Here is a 13,815-nt window from a genome sequence, read left to right as displayed (position 1 = left end):
AGCAACAAAGTCTACTTACCTCTTTTACGGTTTCTTTTTTTCTTCATTTTGTTAGCAAAATCTTGTTCCTCGTAATCTTCGCCCTGTGCTTCGGGCAGTAATCCACCCAAACCTTCTATGATTCCAGTCTCATCTGTATGGTAAGTCTGAACTTCTTTATTTAAAAAGTTAAATAATTCGTGTGGTTTTTCAGCAGGCAGATCTTCGTAGGTGGTTGATTGCATCACCTTGGGTTCACGTTCTTCATGCTCTTTTATCTCTGGTTTAATAGTATGGTTCCAATAGTCGTTAAACGTATTAGCTGCAAATTCTTTTCCCAATTGGGAACCGTTCCAAATTGTTTTGGAATTATGGTCAATAAAAGTGATACCGTAAATACGTCCTGTATCATTTCTACGCACTACTAAGTTAATGCCCTGTTCGGCTAATTGTTTTTTAAAGTTCTTTTCATCATTTGTCGATTGGAAGGCAATCTCAATAGAAGCTTTGATTGTTAGTTTAGCTGTATGGTTTTTTAAGACTTTTTTGGATTTTTCAAAATGTAATTCCAAAGCAGGAAGCCCTGCATTTTTGCCAAATAGAGATGCCTTGAATGGATGCCCAACTCTTTCTCCTTTTTCATTTAAAGGAATGTATAATAAACCTTGACGCATTTTTCCCTGCAGTTCACTCTCTACTTTTTCAGTAGTAATATTGAACAGGGAAAGTAACGCATTGTATTCCCCCAAAGTTTGGTATTGATAATAGTTTGGCAGATGTCGTATTACTGAAGCTATCTGACTTTTAACATCGCCAGACCGATAATTTACCGGACGGAAAATCTTGTCACTTTGCGAATGCCCTTTTTCCATTGCAAGTGTTAATCCATACTTTCTTTCCATTTCCCGGCATACATTCATTGACCTTCTTTTCTCGAACTTATCCGAAATTTTTTTGCCTTCTTCATCCACGCAAACAGATACAATATGGATATGGGTTCGGTCAATATCTGTGTGTTTGAACACTACAAAAGGCTGTTCTCCGTAACCCATTTCTTGCATATACTTTTGAGCCATCAATTTGAATTTTTCATTACTAACATTATCCTTCGGATCGGGATTGAGCGAAATATGCAAAGTTGACTTTTCGGTATTGCGGTTGACTATCAAATAAGGTTCAAAAGATCGAGCTAGTTGAGCAACGGAATACTGCCCATTAGGTGTCTCTATGATTCTATTGGTAAAAAGAATCTGTCCGTTTTCCTTCTCCACTTTGAGCTGATTGTATGCTAAAGCTCCGTATAAATTGCTTCCTCTTCCGATTTTCGCTATCATTTCAATACTATTTTTTCAAATGATTTGCTTCAAATTCTTCTGTGATCTGAATGATTTTTTGACACAGTACAGCCAATTCAGCCGTTTGCTTTTCCAATTTGTAGAGATAAGCAGCTGCTTTTTTCTCTGAAAAATGGCTGTATAATAGCTTTACGACCTGATTATAATTAACGCCAATTGAGCGAAACTGACTGTGAAAAGTGGTTAATCTCATATAAAAATCTACCTCAGATTTGTCTATTTTAACTGTTTTAATTTCTCTTCCAAAGAATACGGAAATGATAAATTTAGCTTTATTAATCATTCCAGATGCTTCAAAAAGAGCTAATAATTTAGCATTTTCTTCGTCCGTAAGGCGAAAAACGTGGCGGTGAATACTCGGATCGTTCTTCGGAGTTCGTCCGCCTTTATTCTGTTTTCTGTTACTGTTTTCGTTCATCACTTATCCATTTTTAACTTAAGCAAAAAAGTCTGACTTCGGAAGGTTTTTTCAGCTCCCGGCAGGGCAAGTTGTTTTGAGGCACGAACTCGGTTTCGAGTGCCTCAAAACACAACTTGCCGTGTTCTGTCGAACACAAAAATCCGCCCTGCGGGACGGATTAAATAAAGCAGGGAAAAACGGCTTCGGGCCGTTCACTTTATAATCTGATTTATCGAAGTTCTTTTGCATAAAGCCATTAATAAAAATCACATTACAAAGTAAACTCGTCTTCATAAGAGCATTACACTATGGCGCAGTGCCAAATAGTGCCAATAAGCGCCAATGTATTCCTCCTTTGGGTAAGGACGTTTATATCTGCATTTCTTTGTACCTGCAAGCGGATGTAAACATGTAATTATGTTGGTACGTAGTTCGTCAATTATGTATTTAGGTGCTTTTGTATATACAAGCGTAAGGGGGTGGATAGATATAGATTAGAATATAAAATCACATAGTTGCATATGTGCAGATTTAGAGACTTGGGTTTATAGGTCTGAAGATACAAACCTATTTGTATAACTACCTAAAGACAGATGTATCTATGTCAGTATTCAAGCAGAGCAATATCTACTTAAATGACTATACAGCTTTCTACAAAATTACATCCGTATGGGCGATAGTAGATAAGTATCTATCTGTGCAGCGATATAAGTAAATAATTAAATACAGTAAAAATGAAAACAGAACACAAAACAGTATTCATTGCTTTTTCTTCCCAAAAGGGAGGTGTAGGCAAAACCACCTTTACGGCACTTGCGGCCAGTACGCTGCATTATCGCTTGGGCTACAATGTAGCTGTATTTGATGCCGATTTTCCACAGCATAGTTTAGTGAAAATGAAGACCCGTGATTTGGCTATGGTGATGGAAAATGAGTTTCTAAAAAGATTGGCATTCAAACAATTTACAACCATTAACAAAAAAGCTTATCCGATCATCCAACATAAAGCTGAAGGTGTATTGGAGGCTGCACATGATTTTTTAGAATCCGCTTCCGTTCCGGTTGATTTTATCTTTTTTGATCTTCCAGGAACAGTAAATACTCCCGGCATTTTGAAAGCTCTCGCAGGGATGCATCATATTTTTACGCCTATCACAGCAGATCGTGTGGTTATGGAAAGTACACTCATTTTCACCCAGCTGATGAAGGATGTTATTATGAAAAAAGGAAAAACCTCCATTGAAACTATTAACCTGTTTTGGAATCAGGTAGATGGCCGTGAACGCTCACCCTTGTACAATGTTTATAATAAACTTATTGATGAGTTAGGATTGAGCCTCATGCAATGCCAGATCATGAACAGCACACGTTTCCGCAAGGAGAGTGAAGCGGGTGCCAAGACGGTTTTTCGGTCAACTTTAATGCCGCCTGATGAGCGTTTGATGAAAGCTTGCCGCTTAGATCAGTTTATGATGGAGTTTTTAAGAATCGTTCAATTGTAATAGTATGGAAAAAGGCAATAACAAAAAAAACATTCCTGAAATTAACGAAGAGTTGATGATGAATTTGATGGTAGATGGAATAAAGAAAGAGGGATTGCAACTTCCGCAGGAAGAACCCGAAACTCCGATAAAACCATTACAAGAAAAGCCTTTAGGGAAGGAACGGAACAAAGGCAAAAAAGTAAATGATCAAGATTATGAAAGTATTTTTTTTAAGAAGCCAGGTACCAATGCCCGTGATGGCAAAACGGTATATATCCGACCGGATTTTCATGAGAAACTGTCCCGTATAGTACATGTTATTGGCGAAGATAAGATAACCATTTATGCCTACTTAGACAATCTTCTCGAATATCATTTTCAGGAGTTTGGTGAGCAGATTACCATAAGTTTCAACGATAAATACAAACCTATTTTATGATCATGGAAACAGTAATCGTTATATGCCTGCTTATTGTTATTGCGCTGTTAGTGGAGGATAAGATCGTTATCAGGAAAAAGACGGAGCAAAACCTAACCCAGGAAAAACCCAGTCCGAATCTAGCCGATATTATGGGGCAGCCTAAACCGATGAGAAGTCTTTCAGTGCCAAAGAGTGCCACTGAAAGGCAAAATAAAGAGCAGGAACAGGAAAATGATAATTTTGATTTTGAAATCGACGATGAAGATGGTGATATACAAATTCCGCAGGAAGAACTGGATGAAGTTTTTGGAAATGTACCTGATTTTGAGGAAGAGGAAGAAGAATGGAACAGGTATGGAATATCTGGTAGGGATAACGGTTTTGCCCAAGGGGTTACCTTTGAAGAACTAAGCACGGTGGGGATGCTGCTGCAAAAAGAAAAATTGGAGCCATCTCAAAAGGAAACAGCAGTTGCTATAGTTCAGAAAATACAAGGAACCGAATTATTCAGCCTACTGGAAAATTCTATGGAAAGTGCTTCCCGTAAAATAGCTGAGCTGTTGGACGGAAGTCTTTCTTCAGAATCGGATGCCGGTTCTTCTTCTTTGCGGAAAAATGATTTGGAGGAGTTTGATATTGGGGAGTTTGTCTGAAAAGGCAGCTTCCCTTTGTTATTTAAAAACAGAATATTATGGAAAGAGAATTACCGACAGTAAACATCGAAGGAACGGATTTTTTTGTAGATGTTATAAAAAATGAATTAAAGGAAAAAGGCAACGCTCAAAACAGGATGAGCATTAAAAATATGCTGTATGTTGGTGATGGTTATCGTTTTCAGTATGATATGACCATCAATAACTTTCTTCCTTTTGGAGCATCGATGGCTCTGTGCAATAGCAATCATTCAAAGGAAATAAAAATTCCCAATCTTGTAGAGCTCGATCCTATAGGGATGGCAAAAAAACACAACCTAACAATAGCAGAAATTACAGGAAAGACAGATTTTGAATTGACGATAAAACCGGGAAGTCCGCTTGATTTGCGATGGAACAAAAAAATATTGCCAACATTGGATATTGCAGGACACACCTTTTATGTTGATTTAGTAATGTACAAGCTTCGACCAAAAGATGACTTTAAGTCCAAAGGGATAGATTTATTGGAAATAAACGAATATTATGATCGTTATTATCAGGCATATATTATTCCATATAATCCAAAAACTCGTGAATTTCAGGAAGTCGGTATTCGTACTATTACCGAACTTCCTAAGGAAATTATAGTGATAAAGTTTCCACATCTCAGAGATTTGGATCATGTTGGCTGGAACATAAAATATGGTTTTGGACCAGGATACCTTATAAAAGAAAATACTCTTCAACTACACTTTAAAGCCAGGACGCTGCCATGGAAGGAAACTAATATTCCAAAAAATATTAAGTTAAACATTGAAGAGCAAAAACTGGAACAAAAAGAGAAAATAGAAGCCAAGAAATTATCAGATATATTCCCTGAACAAAAAAAAGGTAGAAAAATGTAAAACATTCATTTTATGGGATAAAAAAAAGAAGCGTCAGAGCCAAAAGCTCTGGCGTTTTTTTATGCCCAAACATTAATCATAATGCCATTCACTACCAAGTAATTCCACAAACTGCCGCTTTGTTATAGCTCTTCGTTTTCCATGAGATATTTGTCTGGAAAACCTGCAAGGAGCAGGAAAAACATAACAATTTAAAGTGTTAAAATCATGGAAAAACAAAGTAAAAAAATCCTGCTGGCAACAATGGCAATACTGTCAGGCTTCAGTGTGTTGGCACAGGGAGACGGTTCAGCTGGTATCACCGAGGCCACTCAAATGGTTACGTCCTATTTCGATCCAGCCACACAGCTCATCTATGCTATTGGAGCCGTGGTAGGCCTCATCGGAGGTGTTAAAGTGTACGGCAAGTTTAGCAGCGGAGACCCCGACACGAGCAAGACTGCAGCAAGCTGGTTTGGTGCGTGTATCTTCTTAATTGTTGCGGCTACCATTCTACGTTCATTCTTTCTTTAATCCCTTGCCTTATGAATTACAATATCAACAAAGGCATCGGAAGAACAGTAGAATTTAAGGGACTCAAAGCACAATATCTGTTCATTTTCGCAGGCGGACTGCTTGGTACGCTTATCCTAGTGATGATAATGTATATGGCTGGCGTAAATTCTTATATCTGCCTGCTGATTGGAGCCTGCGGTGCTTCGCTGATTGTATGGCAGACTTTTTCATTGAACAGAAAGTATGGAGAACACGGGCTGATGAAAATTGGTGCAGGAAAGCGGCATCCCCAATACATTATCTGCCGCAAGCCCGTACACCGCTATTTAAAGTTCACCTTTAAATCGAATGCCCTATGAGAAATGTAGCTAAGATCACTACGCTGGAAAATAAGTTTCCCTTACTGGCAGTGGAAAACAATTGTATTATCTCAAAGGATGCAGACATTACCGCCTGTTTTGAAGTGCGTTTGCCAGAACTGTTTACGGTGGCTTCTGCGGAATATGAAGCCATTCATTCCGCCTGGCACAAAGCCATCAAGACGTTGCCCGATTATACGGTTATTCATAAACAGGACTGGTACATCAAGGAAAATTATGCGCCTGATATTGCGGATGATGATTTGAGCTTTTTAGGTAAATCCTACCAGCAGCATTTTAACGAACGTCCTTTTCTCAACCATTACTGCTATCTGTTCCTGACCAAGACCACTAAGGAAAGAATGCGTATGCAGAGCAATTTTTCATCGCTTTGCAAAGGTGCTCTTATACCAAAAGAAATCAGGGACAAGGAAGTGATCCATCGTTTCATGGAAGCAGTTGGACAATTTGAGCGTATTGCAAATGACAGCGGATTTATCGGGTTGCGACGTCTAATGGAAGAAGAGATCATTGGTACGGATGAAAAACAGGGACTACTGGAACAGTATCTAACACTGTCAAGGGAAGCTGGAACACCAATGCAGGACATCGCAATCGGAGCAGAAGAAGTCCGTATTGGCAACAAGAGATTGTGCCTGCACACGTTATCCGATACCGATGACCTGCCTTCGGCAGTATCAGCAGATACCCGTTATGAAAAACTTTCTACCGACCGCAGCGACTGCCGTTTGTCGTTCGCTGCTCCAGTGGGCTTGCTGCTAAACTGCAATCACATCTACAACCAATATCTGTTTTTGGATAACAGTGAAGACAACCTGCAAAAGTTTGAGAAGTCCGCAAGGAATATGCACTCATTGGCTCGTTACAGCCGTGCCAATCAAATCAATAAAGAATGGATAGAACGCTATCTGAACGAAGCGCACAGTTTCGGACTGTCGTCCATCAGGGCACACTTTAACATTATGGCTTGGTCGGATGACCCTGGTGAGCTTAAACAGCTAAAGAACGACAGCGGTAGTGCTTTGGCACTGATGGAATGCAAACCCCGTCATAATACCACCGATGCAGCTACGCTCTACTGGGCGGGTATGCCGGGAAATTCCGGCGATTTTCCAAGTGAAGAAAGCTTTTATACGTTCATTGAACCGGCTTTGTGCTTCTTTACTGAAGAAACGAACTATCATAATTCGCCATCGCCGTTCGGTATCAAGATGGCTGACCGTCTGACCGGAAAACCAATCCATCTGGATATATCGGATTTGCCGATGAAACGTGGTATCATCACGAACCGGAACAAGTTTATATTGGGTCCTTCGGGAAGTGGTAAATCTTTCTTTACTAACCATATGGTCAGGCAATACTATGAGCAAGGTGCACACGTCCTGCTTGTGGATACGGGTAATTCGTATCAGGGGTTGTGTGAACTCATTAAGGGAAAGACTAAAGGTGAAGACGGAGTGTACTTCACTTACACAGAAGACAATCCCATTGCCTTTAATCCTTTCTATACCGATGATGGCGTGTTCGACATAGAGAAAAGAGAAAGTGTCAAAACCCTGATACTTACGCTTTGGAAACGTGATGATGAACCGCCGACCCGTTCCGAAGAAGTAGCATTATCCAATGCGGTAAGTGGCTATATCGAACGTATCAAACAGGATGATGTATATCCTTCTTTCAATGGTTTCTATGAGTATGTGCAGGGGGATTATTGTAAGGTACTAAAAGAAAAACAGGTCAGGGAAAAAGATTTTGACATCGCCAATTTCCTTAACGTACTGGAACCTTACTACAAAGGTGGTGAATACGATTACCTGCTCAATTCCGATAAACAGTTAGACCTGCTTTCCAAACGCTTCATAGTGTTTGAAATTGATGCAATCAAAGACCACAAAATCCTCTTTCCAATCGTGACCATCATTATCATGGAGGTATTCATCAACAAGATGCGGCGATTGAAAGGTATCCGCAAGCTTATCCTAATTGAAGAGGCTTGGAAAGCTATCGCCAAAGAGGGAATGGCAGAATATATAAAGTATCTCTTCAAAACAGTTAGGAAGTTTTTCGGGGAAGCTATCGTGGTAACACAGGAAGTCGATGACATCATTCAATCACCCATCGTCAAGGAAAGTATCATCAATAACTCCGATTGTAAAATCCTGCTCGACCAGCGCAAGTACATGAACAAGTTTGATGACATACAGGCTATGCTAGGACTTACAGACAAGGAGAAGGGACAGGTACTTTCCATCAACATGAACAATGATCCGTCACGGCTCTATAAGGAAGTATGGATTGGTTTGGGTGGAACCCATTCGGCTGTATATGCTACAGAAGTGTCGGCTGAAGAATATCTGGCCTATACGACCGAAGAAACGGAGAAAATGGAAGTGATGCGGCTTGCCGGTGAACTGGGCGGAAATGTAGAGCAGGCCATCAAGCGGATAGCCCTGCAAAGAAGAGAAAAGTAAAACAATTATTAATCATTTAAAAATCTAAGAACAATGAAAAAACTATTTATGGTGTGTACAGTACTGATGTTGGCTGTAGCACCCTCCGTAAAAGCCCAATGGGTGGTTACAGACCCCACAAATCTGGCTTCAGGTATTCTTAACAGTGCCAATGAAATTGTACAGACTTCATCCACGGTATCCAATGTTATTAAAAATTTCAAGGAAGTGGAAAAAGTATATAAGCAGGGCAAAGAATACTATGATAAGCTGCAGGCTGTCAATAATCTTGTAAAAGATGCCCGCAAGGTACAGCAGACAGTACTGCTGGTTGGCGATGTGTCAGAAATGTATGTGCAGAATTTTGGCAAAATGATGAACGACCCCAACTTTTCTGCTCAGGAATTAACAGCCATCGCCAATGGTTATGCAGCACTGCTTAACGAAAGTACCGAACTTGTAAAAGAACTCAAACAGATCGTAAGTTCTTCCAGCTTGTCATTGAATGACAAAGAACGTATGGATATTATTGACCGTGTGTACAAAGAAGTGAAGGAATATCACAGCCTTGTACGCTATTACACGAATAAAAATATTTCTGTAAGCTTTCTTAGGGCAAAAAAGCAGAACAATACCAAAAGAGTACTTGAACTCTACGGAACCGCTAACCAAAAATACTGGTAAGCTATGGAATTTGATAATCTTCATGAGGTTCTGCGCTCCTTGTATGATGAGATGCTGCCATTGTCTGCCGATATGGCGGCAGTGGCTAAAGGAGTGGCGGGTTTAGGAGCCTTATTCTATGTAGCTATTAAAGTATGGCAGGCACTAAGCCGGGCAGAGCCGATTGACATGTACCCTTTACTGCGTCCTTTTGCCTTGGGCCTTTGCATCATGTTTTTTCCGACAATGGTTTTGGGAACCATAAATGCTGTGTTAAGCCCAGTGGTACAAGGGACACATGCCATCCTCGAAAATCAGGTGCTTGATCTGAACGACCTTCAGACAAAAAAAGACCTATTGGAACGGGAAGCAATGCTTCGAAATCCTGAAAACGCTTATTTGGTATCGGACGAAGAGTTCGATAAAAAACTGGAAGAACTGGGCTGGACGCCAACTGATCTAGCCACGATGTCGGGGATGTATATGGAAAGGGGGATGTACAGCATTGAGCAGTCGGTAAAAAACTGGTTCAGGGAATTACTGGAAATTTTATTTCAGGCAGCTGCTCTGGTGATTGACACTATACGTACTTTCTTCCTGATTGTATTGTCTATACTCGGACCAATTGCCTTTGCCATATCGGTTTGGGATGGTTTTCAGTCCACGCTTACGCAATGGCTTACCCGGTACGTTAGTGTATATCTATGGTTACCCGTAGCAGATCTGTTCAGCTCCATGCTTGCCAAGATACAATCCCTGATTATAGAAAGGGATATCGAAATGCTTGCGGATCCAACTTTCATTCCAGACACCTCAAACACCGTGTATGTGATTTTTATGATTATCGGCATTGTGGGTTATTTCACCATTCCAACGGTAGCAGGCTGGATCATTCAATCTGGCGGCGCAGGACACTTTCCGCGTAATATCCACCAAACAGCCATGAAAGCAGGAAATATTGCTGGAGCCGGAGCCGGTTCGGCAGCAGGGAATATCGGCGGACAGTTACTCAAATAATGTAAAACTATTAATCAGTAAAAAATGGAATTTAAAACGCTAAGAAATATCGAAAACAGCTTTCGCCAAATAAGACTCTACGCCCTTGCATTTGCCGTTCTCTGCATAAGCGTTGCGGGATATGCCGTATGGCAATCCTACCGCTTTGCAGAAGAACAACGCCAAAAAATCTATGTACTGGACAATGGGAAATCACTAATGCTGGCACTTGCACAGGATGCATCCATCAACCGTCCGGTCGAAGGGAGGGAACACGTAAGACATTTTCATGAATTGTTCTTTACGCTGGCTCCCGATAAGAATGCTATCGAAAGTAATATGAGCCGAGCGTTTAATCTTGCCGATAAAAGTGCCTTTGATTATTACAAAGACCTATCGGAAAAGGGATATTACAACCGTATTATATCAGGTAATGTGCAGCAGCGTATCGAAGTGGATAGTGTGGTCTGCAATTTTGACACTTATCCTTATGCGGTCCGCACCTATGCCAAACAATTCATCATCCGTTCCAGCAATGTAACCAAACGTAATCTGGTTACTTCCTGCTATCTGGTCAATTCCGTCCGTTCTGACAATAACCCGCAGGGCTTCAATATAGAAAAATTTTCGGTGGTCGAAAACAAGGACATTGAAGTTATTGAACGCTAAAAATAAGCGTATGAAAACATTTTCAGATTTAAACACCTTCGCTATAACCCTTACCGAAAAAGGATATAGCGGTTATTTCCACACTCAGGGCGCGTATCCCGGAAAGCTGAAAGACAGTATCTGTGAATACCTCGAAAGCTGCCAAAAGGGTGCCGACAATTTGCCTAAACAGGAATTGTTGCTGACAAGCTATCTGCAATGGTCGGGAGAAGACAAGCCTCGTATAGAATGCAGTATGTGGGTAAAATACCTGAACGGCAAATTCTCTCTCAACACAATGGAGGTAGCAAAAAAAGACGGCTTCGGACAACTGCTGAAAAAAACAGCTTTGACAGATCTTTCTATAATATCCGTACCCAAAGCAATTGCTTCAATCGCTTTGGTTAGTGAAGAGCCAAAGCAAGAGGCAGAAAAAAGTTCAAAGCGTTTCAAACTATAACAAAAGAAATTAGAAGGCTATGAAAAAATTAAGAGTAACTATGGACAGGTACTTTGACAAGCTGGATGAACGTTGGCGGGTATTGCCAATACAAAAACAGCATCAATGTATGCTGTACTTCTTTGTGGGGTATCTGCTGCTTACTGCGGGGGTCATTGGTAAAGTATGGTATGAAACTTCAAGGTCCCGTAATGATATAGCCATAGAGCACATCAAGAACCCCATCCACAAAAAAAATGAAAGTCCTACAAAATTGCAGGATACAGTAACAACAATTTATAAAAATAAGATTTATGAAAGAAATTGAGAACAAAAAGACGGTTGTTCGGGTAACGGAAGGTAACACGAAAGAAACCGATGATGTACTGCAAGACAGCACCCAGAGCAAATTTCAAAAGCTTAAAAAGCCGCTCATCTTTGGTTTGATGGGGGTTGTGTTCCTCGGCTGTATATACCTGATTTTTAAACCGTCTTCCGAGAAAAAAGGAATCGAGAAAATTGGACTAAACGAGGTTGTACCTCAGGCTACGGGTGAAGGAATGCCTGCAGATAAGGGTAAGGCATACGAGGAGGAAATGCTCGAACGTAAGAACGAGGAAAAACGGAAAGACCTGCTATCACTTTCGGATTACTGGAATACAGACGAAAAAAGAGAACTGGAAGAAGAGCTGCCTGAAGAGGAAGAAAGCTACAGTAGTGCCAACGGATCTGGAAAACACAGTAATCCCGCTTTGAACAGCTATCGCAACGTGCAGAGTACATTAGGCTCTTTCTATAAGGACGATAATTCTGAAACGCAGAAACTCCGCAAGCAAGTGGAGGAATTAAAGGAAAAGCTGGCTGAGAAAGATGTTCCTGCGGGAGTAACGGTAGATAACCAATTGGCATTGATGGAGAAATCCTATCAGATGGCTGCCAAATATCTTCCTTTAGGCACAAATAGGGGAGAAGCTGCACCTGCCAATGGTACTGTTCCCACGTCTTCTTCCTCTACACAAAAAGAGCAGTTTGCAGGATTCACTTCTACTAGAAAGAACACTGTATCCGCCTTGTATCGTGAGCCCAGTGACAGCATCTTTTTAGCAGATTGGAGTCAAGAAAAGAACAGCCGTTTTTATACAGCCGGTGTTTTAGAGCGAGTGGTACAACCCAAGAACAGTATCAAAGCCTGTGTACAGGAAACGCAGACCATTATAGGGGAAAGCGTTGTACGCTTACGGTTACTGGAACCTGCCCAAACCCCTAATCGTACCATTCCCAAAGGAACAATTTTAACGGCTAATGCCAAACTTGAGGGAGGACGTTTACAGCTCAAAGTTACTTCCATAGAACTGGAAGGAAACATCATCCCGGTTGATATTACGATTTATGATCTGGATGGCCAGCAGGGTTTGTACGTGCCATATTCGCCCGAAATGAATGCCCTTTCCGAGATGGCTGGTAATATGAGCCAGCAATCCGGTACGAGTCTGATGCTTACCCAATCAGCAGGACAACAGGTTGCCGCTGATTTGAGTCGTGGCGTGGTTCAGGGAATTTCGGGCTATTTCTCCAAAAAAGTAAAGACACCGAAAGTTACCTTAAAGGGAGGGCATCAACTGTTCCTTGTTTCCAAAAAATAATGTTAAACACAAATAGAATTAAACAATGAAAAATCATTTTAGAACCTATTGGGCATTTGCCCTGATGATCGGCTTTGCCGTATCCTCATTTGCACAAGACAGTGCAAAAACGCCTCTTGCTTTAGGCAAGATAGAGCCCTACGTTATGGAAGTTACTTATGACAAGACTTCGCATCTGATTTTCCCAACCGCTATCCGCTATGTGGATTTGGGCAGTGAATACCTGATGGCAGGAAAAGCAGAAGATGCCGAAAATGTACTTCGTGTAAAAGCGTCAGTAAAAACGTTTGAACCGGAAACCAATTTTTCGGTGATTACCAATGACGGCCGCTTTTACAGCTTCAATGTGCATTACAGTTCATGCCCGCAGGTGTTGAGTTATGACCTAATGACGATGCAAAAGGCAGTGGATAAAGCAGGCGGAAACGATGTGCTTTTTGAAGAGCTGGGAAACAACTCACCGTCTTTGGCAGGTTTGTTACTGGAAACCATTTACAAAAACGATAACCGTATTGTAAAGCATATCGGGGCGAAAAGTTTCGGCATACAGTTTATTCTGAAGGGAATTTATATCCATAATGGTAAATACTATTTCCATACGGAACTCGCAAACCGTACCAATGTTCCTTTCCAGACTGATTTTATCAATTTCAAAGTAGTAGACAAAAAAATTGCAAAGCGAACCGCGGTACAGGAAAGACCAATGATACCTCTACGCACTTACAAGCCACTGGGCGAGATTGGCGGAAAGACAACCGAGCAGAATGTGTTCCTGTTGGATCAGTTTACCATTGCCGATGACAAGATGTTGCTAATTGAGATTTTTGAGAAGAACGGTGGCAGACATCAAACGCTGCAGGTAGAAAATTCCGATTTGATTAAGGCTCGTTTGATTAACGATATGCATCTGAAATTTTAATAA

16 protein-coding genes are annotated in these 13,815 nt (G+C 40.9%); 14 read left to right on the top strand and 2 right to left on the bottom strand.

Annotated features, from left to right (window positions below; translation table 11 throughout):
• Positions 1-11: 11 nt before the first annotated feature.
• Positions 12-1,313: a conjugal transfer protein MobB gene (gene mobB, locus KZH69_RS08465; protein WP_219317003.1), complete on the bottom strand. Its 1,302-nt coding sequence runs from the start codon at positions 1,311-1,313 to the stop codon at positions 12-14.
• Between the two features lie 7 nt (positions 1,314-1,320).
• A complete protein-coding gene (mobA, locus tag KZH69_RS08460) occupies positions 1,321-1,752 on the bottom strand; it encodes a conjugal transfer protein MobA (protein WP_219317002.1) in 432 nt (143 codons plus the stop codon).
• 716 nt (positions 1,753-2,468) lie between these two features.
• Here mobA and KZH69_RS08455 point away from each other — a divergent pair.
• From KZH69_RS08455 to traN, 14 genes are all read left to right on the top strand, one after another.
• Positions 2,469-3,236 (top strand): ParA family protein, encoded by a 768-nt coding sequence (locus tag KZH69_RS08455; RefSeq protein ID WP_219317001.1) that lies wholly within the window; start codon positions 2,469-2,471, stop codon positions 3,234-3,236.
• A gap of 4 nt (positions 3,237-3,240) precedes the next feature.
• Positions 3,241-3,657, top strand: coding sequence for a DUF3408 domain-containing protein (locus KZH69_RS08450; protein ID WP_219317000.1), 417 nt, complete (start codon positions 3,241-3,243; stop codon positions 3,655-3,657).
• 149 nt (positions 3,658-3,806) lie between these two features.
• Complete coding sequence (locus KZH69_RS08445; RefSeq protein WP_439649434.1) at positions 3,807-4,292, top strand: conjugal transfer protein TraD; 486 nt, start codon at positions 3,807-3,809, stop codon at positions 4,290-4,292.
• 38 nt (positions 4,293-4,330) lie between these two features.
• Entirely contained in the window at positions 4,331-5,179 is an 849-nt protein-coding gene (locus KZH69_RS08440; protein WP_219316998.1) for a hypothetical protein, read from the top strand.
• 207 nt (positions 5,180-5,386) lie between these two features.
• A complete protein-coding gene (locus KZH69_RS08435) occupies positions 5,387-5,692 on the top strand; it encodes a DUF4134 domain-containing protein (protein ID WP_219316997.1) in 306 nt (101 codons plus the stop codon).
• Positions 5,693-5,703: 11 nt separating this feature from the next.
• Positions 5,704-6,033: a DUF4133 domain-containing protein gene (locus KZH69_RS08430; RefSeq protein ID WP_219316996.1), complete on the top strand. Its 330-nt coding sequence runs from the start codon at positions 5,704-5,706 to the stop codon at positions 6,031-6,033.
• Positions 6,030-8,525, top strand: coding sequence for a TraG family conjugative transposon ATPase (locus KZH69_RS08425; protein ID WP_219316995.1), 2,496 nt, complete (start codon positions 6,030-6,032; stop codon positions 8,523-8,525). The genes KZH69_RS08430 and KZH69_RS08425 overlap by 4 nt, the downstream gene beginning before the upstream one ends.
• Positions 8,526-8,558: 33 nt before the next feature.
• Positions 8,559-9,188: a DUF4141 domain-containing protein gene (locus tag KZH69_RS08420; protein WP_219316994.1), complete on the top strand. Its 630-nt coding sequence runs from the start codon at positions 8,559-8,561 to the stop codon at positions 9,186-9,188.
• A gap of 3 nt (positions 9,189-9,191) precedes the next feature.
• Complete coding sequence (gene traJ / locus KZH69_RS08415; RefSeq protein ID WP_219316993.1) at positions 9,192-10,184, top strand: conjugative transposon protein TraJ; 993 nt, start codon at positions 9,192-9,194, stop codon at positions 10,182-10,184.
• Between the two features lie 24 nt (positions 10,185-10,208).
• A complete protein-coding gene (gene traK / locus KZH69_RS08410) occupies positions 10,209-10,832 on the top strand; it encodes a conjugative transposon protein TraK (RefSeq protein ID WP_219316992.1) in 624 nt (207 codons plus the stop codon).
• The gene (locus KZH69_RS08405) at positions 10,813-11,271 is read left to right on the top strand and encodes a hypothetical protein (RefSeq protein WP_255557694.1); all 459 of its coding nucleotides are present in this window, start codon (positions 10,813-10,815) and stop codon (positions 11,269-11,271) included. Before traK ends, KZH69_RS08405 begins: the two co-directional genes overlap by 20 nt.
• A gap of 19 nt (positions 11,272-11,290) precedes the next feature.
• Complete coding sequence (locus KZH69_RS08400; protein ID WP_219316990.1) at positions 11,291-11,578, top strand: nitrogen regulatory IIA protein; 288 nt, start codon at positions 11,291-11,293, stop codon at positions 11,576-11,578.
• Positions 11,565-12,893, top strand: a complete 1,329-nt coding sequence (gene traM, locus KZH69_RS08395; protein ID WP_219316989.1) for a conjugative transposon protein TraM — start codon at positions 11,565-11,567, stop codon at positions 12,891-12,893. Before KZH69_RS08400 ends, traM begins: the two co-directional genes overlap by 14 nt.
• A gap of 25 nt (positions 12,894-12,918) precedes the next feature.
• Entirely contained in the window at positions 12,919-13,812 is an 894-nt protein-coding gene (traN, locus tag KZH69_RS08390) for a conjugative transposon protein TraN (protein WP_219316988.1), read from the top strand.
• The last annotated feature ends 3 nt before the right edge of the window (positions 13,813-13,815 follow it).

This window comes from Flavobacterium taihuense (genome assembly GCF_019351435.1).
Taxonomy (GTDB): Bacteria; Bacteroidota; Bacteroidia; order Flavobacteriales; family Flavobacteriaceae; genus Flavobacterium; species Flavobacterium taihuense.
The sequence above is the reverse complement of the archived record's forward strand: the minus strand, read 5'-3'. Positions and strand labels throughout refer to the sequence as shown.

What these genes read in the sequence shown, in the direction of transcription:
- mobB (WP_219317003.1), bottom strand. Translation starts at nt 1,313, where the DNA reads ATGATAGCGAAAATCGGAAGAGGAAGCAATTTATACGGAGCTTTAGCA.
- mobA (WP_219317002.1), bottom strand. Translation starts at nt 1,752, where the DNA reads ATGAACGAAAACAGTAACAGAAAACAGAATAAAGGCGGACGAACTCCG.
- KZH69_RS08455 (WP_219317001.1), top strand. Translation starts at nt 2,469, where the DNA reads ATGAAAACAGAACACAAAACAGTATTCATTGCTTTTTCTTCCCAAAAG.
- KZH69_RS08450 (WP_219317000.1), top strand. Translation starts at nt 3,241, where the DNA reads ATGGAAAAAGGCAATAACAAAAAAAACATTCCTGAAATTAACGAAGAG.
- KZH69_RS08445 (WP_439649434.1), top strand. Translation starts at nt 3,807, where the DNA reads ATGAGAAGTCTTTCAGTGCCAAAGAGTGCCACTGAAAGGCAAAATAAA.
- KZH69_RS08440 (WP_219316998.1), top strand. Translation starts at nt 4,331, where the DNA reads ATGGAAAGAGAATTACCGACAGTAAACATCGAAGGAACGGATTTTTTT.
- KZH69_RS08435 (WP_219316997.1), top strand. Translation starts at nt 5,387, where the DNA reads ATGGAAAAACAAAGTAAAAAAATCCTGCTGGCAACAATGGCAATACTG.
- KZH69_RS08430 (WP_219316996.1), top strand. Translation starts at nt 5,704, where the DNA reads ATGAATTACAATATCAACAAAGGCATCGGAAGAACAGTAGAATTTAAG.
- KZH69_RS08425 (WP_219316995.1), top strand. Translation starts at nt 6,030, where the DNA reads ATGAGAAATGTAGCTAAGATCACTACGCTGGAAAATAAGTTTCCCTTA.
- KZH69_RS08420 (WP_219316994.1), top strand. Translation starts at nt 8,559, where the DNA reads ATGAAAAAACTATTTATGGTGTGTACAGTACTGATGTTGGCTGTAGCA.
- traJ (WP_219316993.1), top strand. Translation starts at nt 9,192, where the DNA reads ATGGAATTTGATAATCTTCATGAGGTTCTGCGCTCCTTGTATGATGAG.
- traK (WP_219316992.1), top strand. Translation starts at nt 10,209, where the DNA reads ATGGAATTTAAAACGCTAAGAAATATCGAAAACAGCTTTCGCCAAATA.
- KZH69_RS08400 (WP_219316990.1), top strand. Translation starts at nt 11,291, where the DNA reads ATGAAAAAATTAAGAGTAACTATGGACAGGTACTTTGACAAGCTGGAT.
- traM (WP_219316989.1), top strand. Translation starts at nt 11,565, where the DNA reads ATGAAAGAAATTGAGAACAAAAAGACGGTTGTTCGGGTAACGGAAGGT.
- traN (WP_219316988.1), top strand. Translation starts at nt 12,919, where the DNA reads ATGAAAAATCATTTTAGAACCTATTGGGCATTTGCCCTGATGATCGGC.